The sequence below is a fragment of the Pseudomonas sp. SMN11 genome, from assembly GCF_052041945.1.
Lineage (GTDB): Bacteria > Pseudomonadota > Gammaproteobacteria > Pseudomonadales > Pseudomonadaceae > Aquipseudomonas.
This window is the reverse complement of sequence record NZ_JBKGGW010000027.1, coordinates 21,372-35,116: the sequence shown is the minus strand read 5'-3', so window position 1 is coordinate 35,116 and position 13,745 is coordinate 21,372. Positions and strand designations below refer to the sequence as shown.

The window sequence follows — 13,745 nt, the reverse complement described above, 5'->3', positions numbered from 1 at the left end:
TTTTGGCTTATTGGGTCATGCCTAGTTCGGTGCGGAACAATGGGTGGCTCTGGTTTTCACCTTGGAAGAAGGTGGTCTTGCTGACGGTGCATTGGGTGTTGTCTGTAGGCATTGTTCATCTCCCTGAAATTACTATTGCCTGGTCTTGCCCTTTCGCGGGATAAGCCCGCTCCTACAGAGAATCACGCACCCTTGTAGGAGCGGGCTTATCCCGCGAAAGGGCAAGACCAGTCAGCACATCACCTGAGCCTCAGTGAAATGGACTACAAGAAAGGGCCAAAATCTGATTTTTTTTAAACGATCTGTATAATCCCGCGGCGTTAACCGCACCCCGTGCGGTAGCCGAAGGACCGGCGCCATGACTCGCGCCGGTCGTTCGATCAAAGCCAATCGATAAGGAAATCCCATGCGTCAATTCAAACTCGTGCTCGCAGCATTGCCCTTCTGTTTACTGGCCGGCTGCGGCAACGATGCCCTGGAAGGCACTTATGAACAGACCACCACGGTGATGGGCATCCAGGGCCCAAAACAGAAAGTCGAGTTCGCCAAGGACTACATCATTGCCAACGGCAACAAGTTCAAGGTCGAGGAGTGGGAGCGCAAGGATGATGAGGTCGTCGCGCGCGACAAGGATGGCCAGGCACTGATCAATGTGCGCGTACTGGACGGCGGCAAGCGTCTGGAAGCCATTGGCGGCAGCAACATGGCCAAGAACGTGTTCGTGCGGGTGGACTGACCGACCGCGGTCACCCAACGCCAAGTCTTCGCGGGTGACCGCGCTGTCGCTGTAGTCATTACCCAGAGGCGCCTCGATCCCTTGTGAAAGGTTGAGGCGCCCTGCCCGCCTGATGCACGCTGCTCCGATGAATGCTCACGCATCGCCCGCAGGATCAGTGGCAGTCAGCGTGGCGTGAACGTTCAGCTCTTCGGCGATGAACGCCGATATCATGGCCCGGTAGACCTGTTCCACCACCGCAGGCGAAGCACCCGCCTCGCCTGCCATTACCCGCACCTTCTCGATGACTTGCTCGACCCGCGCCGGCGCGCGTACGTCATCGGTGGTTTTCTTGAAGCGCGCGGCCTGCGTCACGAGCTTGCCGCGTTGAGCGAGCAGTGAAACGAGGCTTCGATCGATGACATCGATGCGCTGCCGGACTTCATCCAGAGAGGTGCACGTTACTTCCATTTTCTTGAATTCCTTTTCATGGGCCGAGATTGATCGTAACCGCAATGGCTGGGTTTGCAGGCACTCATTGTAGCCATGGACGAATGTTCGCTTTGGATCTCGGTGCCATTGCAAATACGCCCGAAGCTGCCATAGGCTGCCTTCTCATTAATTGATGCCAAAGACGCTGGAGAAAACGTCCAGCCCGCCTACCGTGGCGGAGGTCTGGGCTCGGCATTGATGCAATGCTGCTGACGCCGAGTTCGCGCGTCGAGGCATCACCTTCGCGGTCTTGCACGCGACCGAGACGGGCAAGCCGGTCTAGGAGCAAAGCGGTTGGGCTGGAACGGCAGAAATGGCCAAATCCATTGCTTTGTAGTGATCATTATCGAGTTTTTGCGGACGCTTTTGACGGCCGACTGGATCGAAAGCGGCCGGTCGTAGATGGCTGCTTCCGACCCATAGCGGACATTGTTGAATCATGGTTTTCTGATCAAACGGCTGAAAGAAATTGAGCTCAGGCATTGAAGCCCACAACAGCTGCATTGCCTTGGCGAGATCCGCCGGCGCGTATCCACTGAGGGTAAGCCCGCACTGCTGTGCGGGCGCTTGAAACGATCAGAAATTTTCCAGAACGATCTTGCCCCTAGCCTTACCGCTTTCAATGACCGAATGGGCGCGCTTGAGGTTCTCGGCGTTGATCGCACCGAAGTGTTCGCCGAGGGTGGTTTTGAGAACACCATCATCGATCAGCTGCGAAACACGTTCGAGTAGCTGATGCTGCTTGAGCATGTCCTCCGTCTTGTACAGCGAACGCGTAAACATGAGCTCCCAGTGCAGCGAAAGAGACTTGCGCTTGAGCGGCATGACATCCAGCTGGGCGGGGTCATCGATCAGTGCGAGCTTGCCTTGTGGCCGAAGCACTTCCACTAGCTGAGGAAGGTAGGTGTCGGTATGCGTCAGGCTGATCACATAGTCGACTGGATTGAGCTTGAGCTCCTCCAGCTGAAGGGGAATCGACTGAGAGTGATCAATGACATGATGGGCCCCCAGCTCCTTGACCCAGCCTTGGGTTTCAGGCCTTGAGGCAGTGCCGATGACAGTCAGTTGTGTAAGCTTGCTGGCAAGCTGAATCAGGATTGAACCAACGCCACCAGCAGCTCCGATAACCAGCAGGCGTTGATCCTTGCCACCATTCTCTTCAATACCTAGGCGGTCGAACAGCAATTCCCAGGCGGTGATGGAGGTAAGCGGCAAGGCGGCGGCACTGGCGTTGCCCAAGCTGCGAGGTTTGTGCCCCACGATGCGCTCATCCACCACGTGAAGCTCGCTGTAGGTGCCGGGCCGGTCAATGGCACCGGCATAGAACACTTCATCACCGGGTCGGAACAACTTAACCTCAGCACCTATCTCACGGACAACGCCGACAGCATCCCAGCCGAGCACCTGTGGATGCTCTCCGCCACGGCTTGCCCGGACTTTTGTATCAACCGGGTTCACAGCAATAGCTCTGACCTCCACCAGAAGATCCCGAGCACCGGGTTTGGGCGTGGGTAGTTCCGCGTCATAAAGTGATTGCGGATCTTGGACAGGCAAACCGGATTGGGTGTAAACGACAGCCTTCATTGGCTCTACCTCTTTCGAATTCAAAAAGTGGGTGCAGGCTGTTCGCTTCGACTCACACAACAAACAACCTGAGGGGAACCAGACCTTCTCACTCGGAATGAAAACGTTGTGGAGCGTCCGTGACCAGGTGGGCTCGCTCCACTCAACCATCATTTGCCAGGAGGGAAATCAATCTCTGTCACGGCCACGTTGTTCAGGTAGTTGGTCAGTGTGAGCAGAGAAACCTGGGCGATCACATCGACGATCCTGGTGTCATCTAGTCCAGCCTCTCGGGCCGCCGCCAATTGAGCATCGCTTAGCTGGCCTCGGCTCAACGTCACCACCCTGGCCAAGGCCGCAACACCGTCGAGCGTTCCGGCACGTGCAGCCAACAAGGCATTCGCATCCAAGCCTGCTTTGCCGCCAAAGAAGCTGTGAGCGGCAATGCAGTAGTCACACCCATTGACTTCCGATGCCGCCAGCGCCACTACCTCACGTTCGCTGGGACTCAAACTGTTCTTGTTCAGCGCCTGCGAAAGCGCGAGATAGCCGGCGAGAGCAGCAGGTGAGTGGGCGAGGGTCGCGAAAGCATTTGGAATGAAACCCAGGCCCTTTTCCACACCTTGTAGGGCGGCTTGGGCAGCCGTAGGAGCTTGGTCGAGCGTCAGTGCATGGATGCGAGTCATGATGCTGTTTCCTTCGCGGGTTATCACTTGGCGTTGTAGCGTGGAGCAAGCTGGTTGCTGGAGAGCTCGCTGAACATGGCTTGCCGGCTGGCTTCATAGCGTTCGAACGATTGCAGGTCGTGCATCGAGGGGATGGAGATCAGCACACCGTCGTCAAAGTCCTGCAGGGCGCCGTCCACCAGATCATGGGCAGACATCACGATGCCCGGATCCAGATTCTCGATAGGCAAGCCGCCGATCTGCCAGAAGTCAGTCGCGGTGGCCCCTGGCAGTACCGCCTGGGTCTTGATGCCTTTGTCCGCAAGTTCTTTGTTCAGAGACTGGGTAAATGCGGTCACATAGGCCTTGCTACCGCCGTACACGCCGTTCAAAAGCTCCGGTGCCAGGCTGACGATGGACGAGATGTTGATAACGGCACCTTGCTTGCGTGTCACAAACCCTGGGATGGCTGCGTAGGTAAGCCGGGTTAGAGCGGTGACGTTGAGGGTAATCATTTCGGCCATACGCTCCACGTCACTTTCCAGCAGGCTGGTGTGGGTGCCAATGCCGGCATTATTTACCAGCAGGGTAATCGTGGCGTCTTCACGCAGTTTGCGTTCAACCTTTGCCAAGTCCCCTGCGTTTGCCAGATCTGCCGGAAACACCTCTACGTTCTGGTTGGTTTCCATGGTGAGCCGGCTGGCAAGCGTGTTGAGGCGCTCCCGATTACGAGCGACCAGCACCAAGTCATAACCCCGACGTGCCAAACGTTCCGCGTAGATTGAGCCGATGCCGGTTGAGGCACCGGTGATGAGGGCGGTGCCTTTGGATTGCTGTGTCATGGTCATGCTCCATTGTTTGGATGTGGAGCCATGATGCAGAAGGTCGCTTTCGTCTTAAACGACACATATGATGCGCTTTTAGGACATCGAGCAATGGAGCTCCAACCATGCACCGGGTCGGCTATCTCATCACTGAAGGTTTCCAGGTCATGTCGCTGGCAACCCAGGCCGTATTTGAATTCGCGAACATCGTAGCGGGCGAAACGGTTTATAGGATTCAGAATTTTTCCATCGAGGGCGGCACAGTGCGCTCGTCGCTCGGGATGTATATGGACACGCTACCGCTGGGAGCTCCTAGTTTGGCCGACACCTGGATGATCACGGGGACACTGACCCCGCTGACGCCGCCGAGTGAGGAGGTGCTGGCCAGCGTACGAGGATTTGCCGACGGCGCTCGACGCACTGCGGGTCTATGCACCGGCTGCTTCGTCTTGGCTCAGGCAGGTGTACTGGAAAATCGTCGAGCCACTACGCACTGGGCCTACGCAAAAAAACTGCGTGAGCTGCACCCGAACATCCAAGTCGAAGAGGATCGGATCTTCATTGTGGATGGGCAGATCTGGACGTCCGCTGGCATGACTGCCGCCCTGGATATGGCGCTTGGCATGGTGGAAAAGGATCTGGGAATCGAGATGGCCAAGTCGGTGGCTAGAAAACTCGTAATGCATCAGCGCCGTTCCGGCGGACAATCCCAGCACTCTGAGTTGCTGGCACTTTCGCCTAAATCAGATCGCATTCAGAGCGCGTTGGATTACGCACGTAAGAATCTGGCCCGTCCGCTGAGTGTCGAGGAGCTTGCAGATGCTGTGCATCTAAGCCCCCGCCAGTTTACTCGTGTGTTCACCGCCGAGACTGGACAATCACCCGCCAAGGCCGTGGAAAGTCTGCGCCTTGAGGCTGCCCGCTTGATGATCGAGCAGAGCCGACACAGTTTGGATGTCGTAGCGAAAGAAACTGGCTTCAGGGATCGCCGGCATATGCGTGAGGTTTTCATTCGTGGCTATGGCGTACCTCCCCAAGCTGTGCGAAGGGACGCCAGGCGTCTGGTATCGGCTTGACGGCAAGGGCCACCTGGGTGGCCCCTTTCCCTTAAGCGGATGTGAAGGCAGCGAGATGGTGAGCCGCAGCCACCGGATACTGCATGTGCGGCCCGTGGCCTGCACTGGCAAAGCTCACAAGCGTCAATGTCGGAAGCTGGCGGCTCAGGGCATACCAGTTTTCAACCGGGAAGACGATGTCGTGATCAGCGCCCAAATGAAGCACGGGGACAGTGGTGCCTTTCAGCGCATTCAACACCGCCTCAGCCGGGAAGACCGGGTTTTTGGGGCCCTCTCCAAGTTGCTGGGCGGCCCAATCGACCGGGACTTGAGGGCTACGCTCCTGCGTCCTTGCAGAGAGACGCTCCCAAGCCCTTTCAGCTGCTGCTCGGCTGACACCAGAGGCTGGTTCGAAGAACAGATTTACGAAATCCTCGAAGTCATTTTCTCGACGAGCCATTTCGTAGAACAGCGCTTCACCGGGTTTTGCCAGGAGCCCAGGAGGAGTGGTGCCAATCAGCACGGCATGGCTTATCAACTGTGGCACTTGGGCCAGTACAACCTGAGCTGCAATGCCTCCAAGTGACCAGCCACCGATGACGACCTTACCGAGCTGCAGCGCTTGAATGAGTTCGATAGCGTCCTTCGCCAGTGCTCCAGGGTTGTAGCTGGGAGAGCCGCCTGATTGGCCCAGTCCGCTGTAGTCAAAAATGGTTACTTCAAAACCGAGTTCGGCAAGGTTATCCAGAAACAGCGGATCCCAGTCGTCCATGGTGCCGCGATAGCGAACGAGCAGTACGAGGGGCTGGCCGCTGCCGATGGTTCGATATGCCAATCGACGGTCATTCAAGTCGATGAATTTAGTCGGGGCATTAACGCTGAGCGATGTAGCAGTCATGGTGGGCACATCCGTGATGGTGGGGTTTGAGCAATCCTGACCTACCACCTGATGGCCTTAAACGTCGTTTAGAGGCGTGATTCGAGACATATGCTTCGCGGTCTGCAGCCCATCGTAATCGCGGGCGTTACGGCTGCGGGACAGAAGAAGATGACGACATGAGCGACTGCTTTTGGCCGATTGCTGTCTTTCATGAAGGGCCGCAATGGGTCGTAAGCAGCCATTCGCGACCGGCAGCTTCCGACCGATTGCCGACACTCAAAGCCTTGCAGCCTTCTCGTGCCCACTTTGGCTGGCGTTCACTTCGATAACCTCGACAAACCCCTCGGACCTGCAAGGTGGCTCGAACGCAGCCGCCACCGCCTCGATACTCGCCCTCGGCACTTGATGATCGACCCGGCGCAAGGCATTGCGCGCCAATGCCTGCTCGACCGGAGCCTGCACCCAAACTGCCGTGACCGGCACACCATGGCGCGCAGCCAACGCTAGGATTGGCGCACGGTGCACGCGCCGCGGCAGTGCTGCATCGAAATACAGGCAACTGGTGTCGTTGGTGGCGGCACGATTTTGCTCGATCCAATAGCTTTTCCCCGACGCCTGCACACCCACCACCAACTGCAACCGCGCGTTCGGCCTCGCGCGCGACAGGGCTCGCTCCAGCGCCAGCAGCGCGAGCCGCCAAGCCTCGGGGTTGCGCGACTGGCTGAACACGCGCCCGCCAAGCGTTTCAAGATAGTCATCGGGATTGAACACGCACGTATCAGCTGCAGCAGCTGAAGACCAGCGATAACCCGTGATCGGCCATGATTGCCCGGCCAGCTCGATGGTCTGTGTGGATACCTCCCCGCCACCGCAGCGCTGATAGAAATGCCGGTGCGGGTTATCCGCCAGCACCCAGGCGAACAATCCTTGCCGGCCCGGCGCCTGCAGCTGCATCGCCACGGCCAGCAGCAGTTGCCGCCCGATGCCCTGCCCTTGCCAACTCGGCAGCAGATACAAGCCATAGAGTTCGTTGGCCTCATCAGACGCCGGGGCTCGATTCGGCCCCCCCGACGAAAAGCCGACGATCTCTCCCGCTACCTTGGCCACGTGGTACACCACGCCACAGCCGCCGAACAGGCTCTGGTGCCGTTGTTGCTGAGCCTCGATGGTCAATCCGGCGAGATAGGCATCCGGCAGGATGCCCTGGAACGTTGCCTGCCAGGCCTTCACCGTCACCGCCGCAATACCGGCCAGATCTTCCGGGGCTGCCGGGGCAATGAGCAGGTCCATGTTCGTTCTCCTAGGTCTCGCTAGGGTGAACTTCAGGCGTCAGCCAAAAGCCATGACGCCGCTAGTTGCAACACCGGTACCCAGTACATAGCCCCCACTGCCTGGCTGATTACGCAGAGAACGCTCTTAACCGGCCTGCCGGCGCATGGTCAGAATCGCCGCACCAAAACCGATGAACGTTGTACCGACGACCCGGCTCACCCAACGCGACAGCGCCGGCCGGGTCAGCACACACTTGGCCCGCGACGCCAGCGCGGCATACAGGCTCAACGAGGTCAGCGACAAGGCCACGAAGATCCCGGTCAGGGTCAGGAACTGCGGCAGCAGCGCCGCGCCCTGGTCGATGAACTGCGGGAACAACGCGGTGAAGAACATGGTCGCCTTGGGGTTGGTGACGGCGGTCAGGAATGCTGACTTGTACAGCTTCAAGGGGGTCGGCTTGCTGACGTTCTCCGCCGCCTGATCCACCAGCATCGGGCTTTTCTTGAGCAACTGCCGGGCACCGAGGTAGAACAGGTAGCCGGCACCGATCAGCTTGACCGCGTTGAACAGCATCTCGGAGCTGGCCAGCAACGCCCCCAGGCCAAGCATGGCTGCCGCCGACAGGCAGAACAGGCCCGAGCCATTGCCCAGTGACGACCACACGGCACTGCGCTGGCCGTGGGCGAGGCTGTTGTTGATGGCCATCAGGGTGGCGGGCCCCGGGCTGGCAATGGCGATTGCCGCGACCAGGGTGAAGGCAAGAAGCGAGTGGGTATCCATGCGGCAGGCTCGGGAACGTTACGAAGCATGCATCTTACACAAGCGCAGCGGCTTCAGTTGTCACCCTGGCGCTTGGCGTTCTTCTTGGTGATGGCCTTCATCCGCGTGGCCGCGCGTTGCACGGTGGCCATCTTCTCAGGGCGTTTCATGCCGCGCCACTTGCGGATTTCCTCACGGGTGCGACCGCAGCTCACGCACAGCTCGCTGTTGAGCTGGCAGAGCGAGACGCAGGGGTTTTCGATGTCTTTGGCCATGGCGGGCTCCAATCACGGCCGCGGATCATACCCTGTGGCAGCAGCCGGGCATACTCAAACTGCCACGGCACGCCCGCCCAGGCGCCGCCAGACCAGGCGGCCGCAAGTGATCGACCAGTTGGCCAGGGCGATCACCAGCAGCAATTGCAGCAGCGCCGGCATGCCTGCCTGGACGATGACCTTGCCGGCCAACAGCGGAAAACCGAACACGCCAACAAAATAGGCCAGGCTGAACAGCACCAGCGATTGGGCTGTCTGCCCGGCGGGCGCTTCGTTGGCTGCCAGGCCGTTGATCACCGAATAGGTCAGGCCATAGCCGACACCCAGTACCACTGCCGCCAGCACATAGGTCGCCGTGCCGTCGACGCCGTACATGAACATCAGCACCGAGAGCACCATCAACGCCGTGAACAGGCAGGCCATGCGGTACGGGTCACGCTTGACGATGAAACCGGCAATCAGCAGCCGGCAAGAGATCGCAGCCGACATGAAACCGAGGAAGAACAGTGAGTAGTCCAGCTGCCTGGCGCTGGCATACGAGGTCTGGAAGCTCGACAAGCCACCGAAGATCGCGCCGCCCAGGCCAACCATCAGGATGGCGAAGGCCGCCTTGGAAGACAGCACCGCACACGTGGCTGCCGGGGTGATCTTGCACACCACCACGGCGCCGGTCTTCAGCTGTTGCATGCGCGGCCCCATCAGCAGGAACATCACGCCACCCAGCACGCTCGCCGCGGCTGCAGCGACGAAGGCCGCCTCCACCGGGTAACTCAACGCCTGCGCAGCGCGCCCTAGCAACGGCCCGGTGCCGATGCCGGTCATCATGCTGCCCGAGAGCAAGGCAAAGTATTTGACCCGCCGTGCCGGCTCGATGAGCATCGCCACGATGATCGGCCCCAACGTGTAGAACAGGCCCCAGCCGAAACCCAGCAGCAGGCCACACAAAAGGATGGCCGTGCCGAACCCGGGAGCGGCAGCAAAGCCCAGGCAGGCCGAAGCAAGGAACACTGCGCCACCGGCCACGGCCTTGGGTGCGCCAATCAGGTCGGTCAGGTGGCCGGAGAAGATCACGGCCAGGAAGGTGCTGAGCATGGCGACGGAGATCACCGTGCCGGCATCGGCTTCGCTGGCACCGTGTGCGCGCAGGGTCATTGCCAGCAGGAAGGTGGTGCCGTAGGACAGCGAAAGCAGGTAGCTGCTCAGGCAAAAGGTGGCGAACAGGCCATTGGCAGGTGGTTGACTGGCAGACATCAGACATTCCGGTTGTTTTTGTCGAGTGCCCGGTTTTTATCACAGGGTGACCGGCGTTTGGATACGAAAGCAGCGGAGTGAAGCGTGGCAGACTCATACCTATCTGGCTCAGGCGAACTTCAGGAGGCCTCACCTTGAACACGGACCTTACGCTGCGCAGGGCTGAACCTGCTGACATCGAGGCGATCACGGAGTTGGTCCAGGCGGCCTACTCGCCCTACATCGCCCGCATTGGCAAGCCGCCGGCGCCGATGCTGGATGACTATCGCCAGGTGGTGGCGGATGTAGAGGTGCATGTGGCGCTGCATGGCATGCAGGTGGTGGGCGTGCTGGTGCTGGAGTGCGAAGGCGATGAGATGCTGCTGGCCAATGTTGCGGTTTCGCCCGCGTACAAGGGCCGGGGGATTGGCAAGGTGCTGATGCAGCTCTGTGAAACCCGGTCACGGCAAGCAGGGTGCAATGCCGTGCGGCTGTATACCCATGAGCGGATGACCGAGAACATCGAGATTTATCGAAGGCTGGGCTATGCGGAGACACACCGGGCTGAAGAACAAGGCTTTGCCCGAGTGTTCATGCGCAAGGCCTTGTAAAACCTGGGCCAGCCCCTTCGCGGGTAAACCTGCTCCCACAGGGATAGCACTGTCGTCGGGACCTGTGCAGTACCTGTGGGAGCGGGTCTACCCGCGAAGAGGCCCGAGCAGTCAACCATTCACTTGCGCCTGAGCACCGGCAAGCGCACCAATGACCACCCCGCTTCGGACTCGGCCAGCGCCAGGCGAATGCCATCGCGCGGCAAGGTGTTCAACAAGGCCTGGGCCAGGTCACCGACCATCCAGTTCGCCGTGTTCGAGGCAATCACCCGCCCGTCCGCCGAAATCAACACCGCCTCATGCTCCAGGCGCATCAGGCTGCGCACCAGCAGGCGCTCGACATTGTGCAACGACAGGTCCAACCCGGCGACGCCGATGAACCGGCCCTGCACCTCGATCGGCATGGTGAAGGTCAGCACGTACATGTTGGTGCCGTACAGGTCCACGTACGGCCCTTCGACCACACTCTTGCCGGTTTTCATCGGCCGGCTGTACCAAGGCATTTCGGTGTAGTCGTAGTAGTTTTCGCGGCGCCGATCGAAGTTCGGCCGCAGCGGCAGGGTCTTGCCGCCGTCGGCCAGGTACCACCATTCCAGGTACATCTCGCGGTCGGCCAGGCCGTTGGGCTCGACGATGATGCCGCCGCCACAGCCAAAGGCACCGGTGGTGAGCAATTGCTGGTCGATGGCCGGGCGCAGGGTCGCAAGGTCCTTGGCACACGGCTGGCGGCCCTCGGCCAGCACCCGCTCCCATAGCGCTCGGGTTTCCTCCACCAGCTGGCGAACCTGGCCGAAGATGGTCCCCAGGGTGTGGTCCAGCTGCTGGGCACAGGCTGACAGCGGGTCGTTGTCGCTCAGGGCAAACATGGCATTACCTCACGCAGGTACAGCTTTGTTGTTATGGACGGCTCAGTCCTGCCCGTCGGCCAGCAGCTCCAGACGCAGGCTGATCAGGCGCTTGATGCCACGGCTGACATGGGCTTCGGCCAAGGCGCCAGCCAGCACCGCATCGCCGGCAACCAGCGCCTCCAGGATCGCCCGGTGTTCGTGCTCGACCACCGTCACGTCACCACCGCCAGCGGCCTCCATCCACAGCAGTTCACCGACCTCCGACTGCAGGCGCATTTCCGCGCTGGTCAGGCGCAGCGACTGGGCAGCGGCGGCCACTTCGATATGAAAACGTGCATCGGCGCGGTGCCGGGCCAGGCGCGAACCGGCCTGGCTGAGGGTTTCGATATGCTGGGCGATACGTGCCTGCTGCTCCGGCGAGCTGCGTTTGGCGGCCAGGCGCGCCGCGGTGCCAGAGATGGCCGTCTGTTCATCGCCCAGGTCGCGCAGGTCCGGGCCGCTCATGTCGCGCAGGCGTTGCAGCAGCAGCGCTTCGGGCAACTCCACCGGGGCACAGACAAAGCTGCCGCCATTGCGCCCTCGGCGAGTCTCGATCAAACCACGCTGGCGCAGCACCACCAGTGCTTCACGCAAGGTCACCGTGGCGACGCCCAATTGCAGGGCCAGTTCCGATTCACTGGGCAGTTGCTGCCCCTCAGCGAACATCCCCAGCTCGATCGCCTCCACCAGGCGGCGCGCCACTTCATCGGTTCGCCCTTCCTGGCGCAACCGGATGAAGGCGGTGTTACGAGCACTATTCAGGGCAGTCATTGCCTCTCCCTATCGAGCATTGCCAGGCTTGGCGCGGGCCCCGGCTAAAAGGTTCAGTTTCGCATCTTATAGCGAACGGGCCAGCGCCCGATACCGATTTGCCGGCCATTCTACCGCCTGAAAGTGGATTTTCGCAGTGGTTGGCAAACTAGAAATATTAAGATATGGTTTCAGAGGTTTAGATTTCTACCAATAAGACCGACCAAGGAATCCGCCATGCAAACCAAACACCTGATCAACGGCCAGTTGGTCGACGGGCAAGGCAGCCCGTACGCCGTGTACAACCCGTCCGAAGGTACGGTGCTGGTGACTATCGCCGAAGCCAGCGCTGCCCAGGTGGATGCTGCGGTGCAAGCCGCCGACCAGGCCTTCATCGGCTGGTCGCAGACCGCACCCAAGGACCGCGCCCAGTTGTTGCTCAAACTGGCTGATCGCATCGAAGCCGACGCCGCCCGCCTCGCCCGCCTGGAGTCGCAGAACTGCGGCAAGCCGTACCAGGCGGCGCTGAACGACGAAATCCCTGCCATCGCCGACGTGTTCCGCTTCTTTGCCGGCGCCAGCCGATGCCTGTCGGGCTCGGCCGGCGGCGAATACCTGCCGGGCCACACCTCGATGATCCGCCGTGACCCGCTCGGCGTAATCGCCTCCATCGCGCCATGGAACTATCCGCTGATGATGGTCGCCTGGAAGCTCGCCCCCGCGCTGGCCGCCGGCAACTGCGTGGTGCTCAAGCCCTCCGAGCAAACCCCGCTGACCGCCTTGGCACTGGGCGAGATCATGGCCGAGCTGTTCCCTGCCGGAGTGGTCAACATCCTGTTCGGCCGTGGCCCGAGCGTCGGCGAACCGCTGGTCAACCACCCCAAGGTGCGCCTGGTGTCGCTGACCGGCTCCGTGGCCACCGGCGCACGGATCATCGCCAGCACCGCCAGCAGCGTGAAACGCACCCACATGGAGCTGGGCGGCAAGGCGCCGGTACTGATCTTCGACGACGCCGACATTGATGCCGCCGTCGAAGGCATCCGTGCGTTCGGCTTCTACAATGCCGGCCAGGACTGCACTGCGGCCTGCCGCCTGTATGTGCAGCAAGGCGTCTACGAGCAGTTCATCAGCAAGCTGGGCGAAGCCGTGGCCAGCCTGCGCATGGGCCTGCAGGACGACCCTGAAACCGAGCTCGGTCCGCTGATTACCCGTGAGCACCTGGAGCGCGTTGAAGGTTTAGTCGAGCGCGCCAAGGCCCAGCCGCACATACGTCTGATCACTGGCGGCCACCGGGGTGCAGGCGACGGCTTCTTCTTCGCGCCGACCGTACTCGCCGATGCCCGCCAGGATGACGAGATCGTCCAGCGCGAAGTGTTCGGCCCGGTGGTCAGCATCACCCCGTTTACCGACGAAGCCCAGGCCCTGGCCTACGCCAACGATTCCGACTACGGCCTCGCCTCTTCGGTATGGACCCGCGATGTCGGCCGCGCCAACCGCCTGGCCGCACGCCTGCAATACGGCTGCACTTGGGTCAACACGCACTTCATGCTGGTCAGCGAGATGCCCCACGGCGGCATGAAGCAGTCGGGCTACGGCAAGGACATGTCGATGTACGGCCTGGAGGACTACACCTGCGTGCGCCACGTGATGTTCAAGCACTGATTGTCGACTTTGGTCATAAAACATATAAAACCATAGGCAATATGGCATGGGTTCTGCTTCCGCCCGTGCCCGAGCCTGAAAACAGCCTTAACGTTACCTTCCGGC

Annotated in this window: 15 protein-coding genes and 2 pseudogenes; 5 read left to right on the top strand and 12 right to left on the bottom strand. The window is 60.6% G+C overall.

All coding sequences use genetic code 11. From position 1 onward, the window contains the following. Positions 1-16: 16 nt before the first annotated feature. A pseudogene (locus ACLEJU_RS20280) lies at positions 17-112 on the bottom strand (DUF3077 domain-containing protein); the annotation flags it as partial. Between the two features lie 294 nt (positions 113-406). On the opposite strand from ACLEJU_RS20280, the gene ACLEJU_RS20275 reads away from it, so the two are divergent. Next, the gene (locus ACLEJU_RS20275) at positions 407-736 is read left to right on the top strand and encodes a hypothetical protein (RefSeq protein ID WP_435424634.1); all 330 of its coding nucleotides are present in this window, start codon (positions 407-409) and stop codon (positions 734-736) included. Positions 737-871: 135 nt separating this feature from the next. On the opposite strand, the gene ACLEJU_RS20270 is transcribed toward ACLEJU_RS20275, so the two are convergent. Then, on the bottom strand, positions 872-1,186 hold the full coding sequence (locus tag ACLEJU_RS20270; RefSeq protein WP_435424633.1) for a chorismate mutase: 315 nt from the start codon (positions 1,184-1,186) through the stop codon (positions 872-874). Between the two features lie 177 nt (positions 1,187-1,363). Here ACLEJU_RS20270 and ACLEJU_RS20265 point away from each other — a divergent pair. Further along, positions 1,364-1,490: pseudogene (locus ACLEJU_RS20265) on the top strand (GNAT family N-acetyltransferase); the annotation flags it as partial. 293 nt (positions 1,491-1,783) lie between these two features. On the opposite strand, the gene ACLEJU_RS20260 reads toward ACLEJU_RS20265, so the two are convergent. From ACLEJU_RS20260 to ACLEJU_RS20250, 3 genes are all read right to left on the bottom strand, one after another. Beyond that, entirely contained in the window at positions 1,784-2,791 is a 1,008-nt protein-coding gene (locus ACLEJU_RS20260) for a zinc-binding alcohol dehydrogenase family protein (RefSeq protein ID WP_435424632.1), read from the bottom strand. A 149-nt stretch (positions 2,792-2,940) separates the two neighbouring features. Then, positions 2,941-3,456, bottom strand: coding sequence for a carboxymuconolactone decarboxylase family protein (locus ACLEJU_RS20255; protein WP_435424631.1), 516 nt, complete (start codon positions 3,454-3,456; stop codon positions 2,941-2,943). 23 nt (positions 3,457-3,479) lie between these two features. Further along, positions 3,480-4,277, bottom strand: coding sequence for an SDR family NAD(P)-dependent oxidoreductase (locus tag ACLEJU_RS20250; RefSeq protein ID WP_435424630.1), 798 nt, complete (start codon positions 4,275-4,277; stop codon positions 3,480-3,482). A gap of 107 nt (positions 4,278-4,384) precedes the next feature. On the opposite strand from ACLEJU_RS20250, the gene ACLEJU_RS20245 reads away from it, so the two are divergent. After that, positions 4,385-5,335 (top strand): GlxA family transcriptional regulator, encoded by a 951-nt coding sequence (locus tag ACLEJU_RS20245; protein ID WP_049276379.1) that lies wholly within the window; start codon positions 4,385-4,387, stop codon positions 5,333-5,335. 31 nt (positions 5,336-5,366) lie between these two features. Here ACLEJU_RS20245 and ACLEJU_RS20240 read toward each other — a convergent pair whose 3' ends face one another. From ACLEJU_RS20240 to ACLEJU_RS20220, 5 genes are all read right to left on the bottom strand, one after another. Then, entirely contained in the window at positions 5,367-6,212 is an 846-nt protein-coding gene (locus ACLEJU_RS20240) for an alpha/beta fold hydrolase (RefSeq protein ID WP_435424629.1), read from the bottom strand. Positions 6,213-6,470: 258 nt separating this feature from the next. Continuing rightward, positions 6,471-7,484: a GNAT family N-acetyltransferase gene (locus ACLEJU_RS20235; protein WP_435424628.1), complete on the bottom strand. Its 1,014-nt coding sequence runs from the start codon at positions 7,482-7,484 to the stop codon at positions 6,471-6,473. A gap of 126 nt (positions 7,485-7,610) precedes the next feature. Next, positions 7,611-8,246 (bottom strand): LysE family translocator, encoded by a 636-nt coding sequence (locus ACLEJU_RS20230; RefSeq protein WP_435424627.1) that lies wholly within the window; start codon positions 8,244-8,246, stop codon positions 7,611-7,613. Between the two features lie 53 nt (positions 8,247-8,299). Then, positions 8,300-8,500, bottom strand: a complete 201-nt coding sequence (locus ACLEJU_RS20225) for a DUF1289 domain-containing protein (RefSeq protein ID WP_435424626.1) — start codon at positions 8,498-8,500, stop codon at positions 8,300-8,302. A gap of 54 nt (positions 8,501-8,554) precedes the next feature. Continuing rightward, a complete protein-coding gene (locus ACLEJU_RS20220; protein ID WP_435424625.1) occupies positions 8,555-9,751 on the bottom strand; it encodes an MFS transporter in 1,197 nt (398 codons plus the stop codon). Positions 9,752-9,885: 134 nt separating this feature from the next. Between ACLEJU_RS20220 and ACLEJU_RS20215 the strand changes: the two genes are divergently transcribed. Beyond that, complete coding sequence (locus ACLEJU_RS20215; RefSeq protein WP_435424624.1) at positions 9,886-10,341, top strand: GNAT family N-acetyltransferase; 456 nt, start codon at positions 9,886-9,888, stop codon at positions 10,339-10,341. 119 nt (positions 10,342-10,460) lie between these two features. Here ACLEJU_RS20215 and ACLEJU_RS20210 read toward each other — a convergent pair whose 3' ends face one another. Continuing rightward, complete coding sequence (locus ACLEJU_RS20210; RefSeq protein ID WP_435424623.1) at positions 10,461-11,207, bottom strand: PDC sensor domain-containing protein; 747 nt, start codon at positions 11,205-11,207, stop codon at positions 10,461-10,463. 42 nt (positions 11,208-11,249) lie between these two features. Beyond that, positions 11,250-11,999: a FadR/GntR family transcriptional regulator gene (locus tag ACLEJU_RS20205; protein ID WP_103447590.1), complete on the bottom strand. Its 750-nt coding sequence runs from the start codon at positions 11,997-11,999 to the stop codon at positions 11,250-11,252. Positions 12,000-12,215: 216 nt separating this feature from the next. Here ACLEJU_RS20205 and ACLEJU_RS20200 point away from each other — a divergent pair, with 216 nt between their 5' ends. After that, positions 12,216-13,640 (top strand): gamma-aminobutyraldehyde dehydrogenase, encoded by a 1,425-nt coding sequence (locus tag ACLEJU_RS20200; RefSeq protein WP_435424622.1) that lies wholly within the window; start codon positions 12,216-12,218, stop codon positions 13,638-13,640. Positions 13,641-13,745 lie beyond the last annotated feature (105 nt).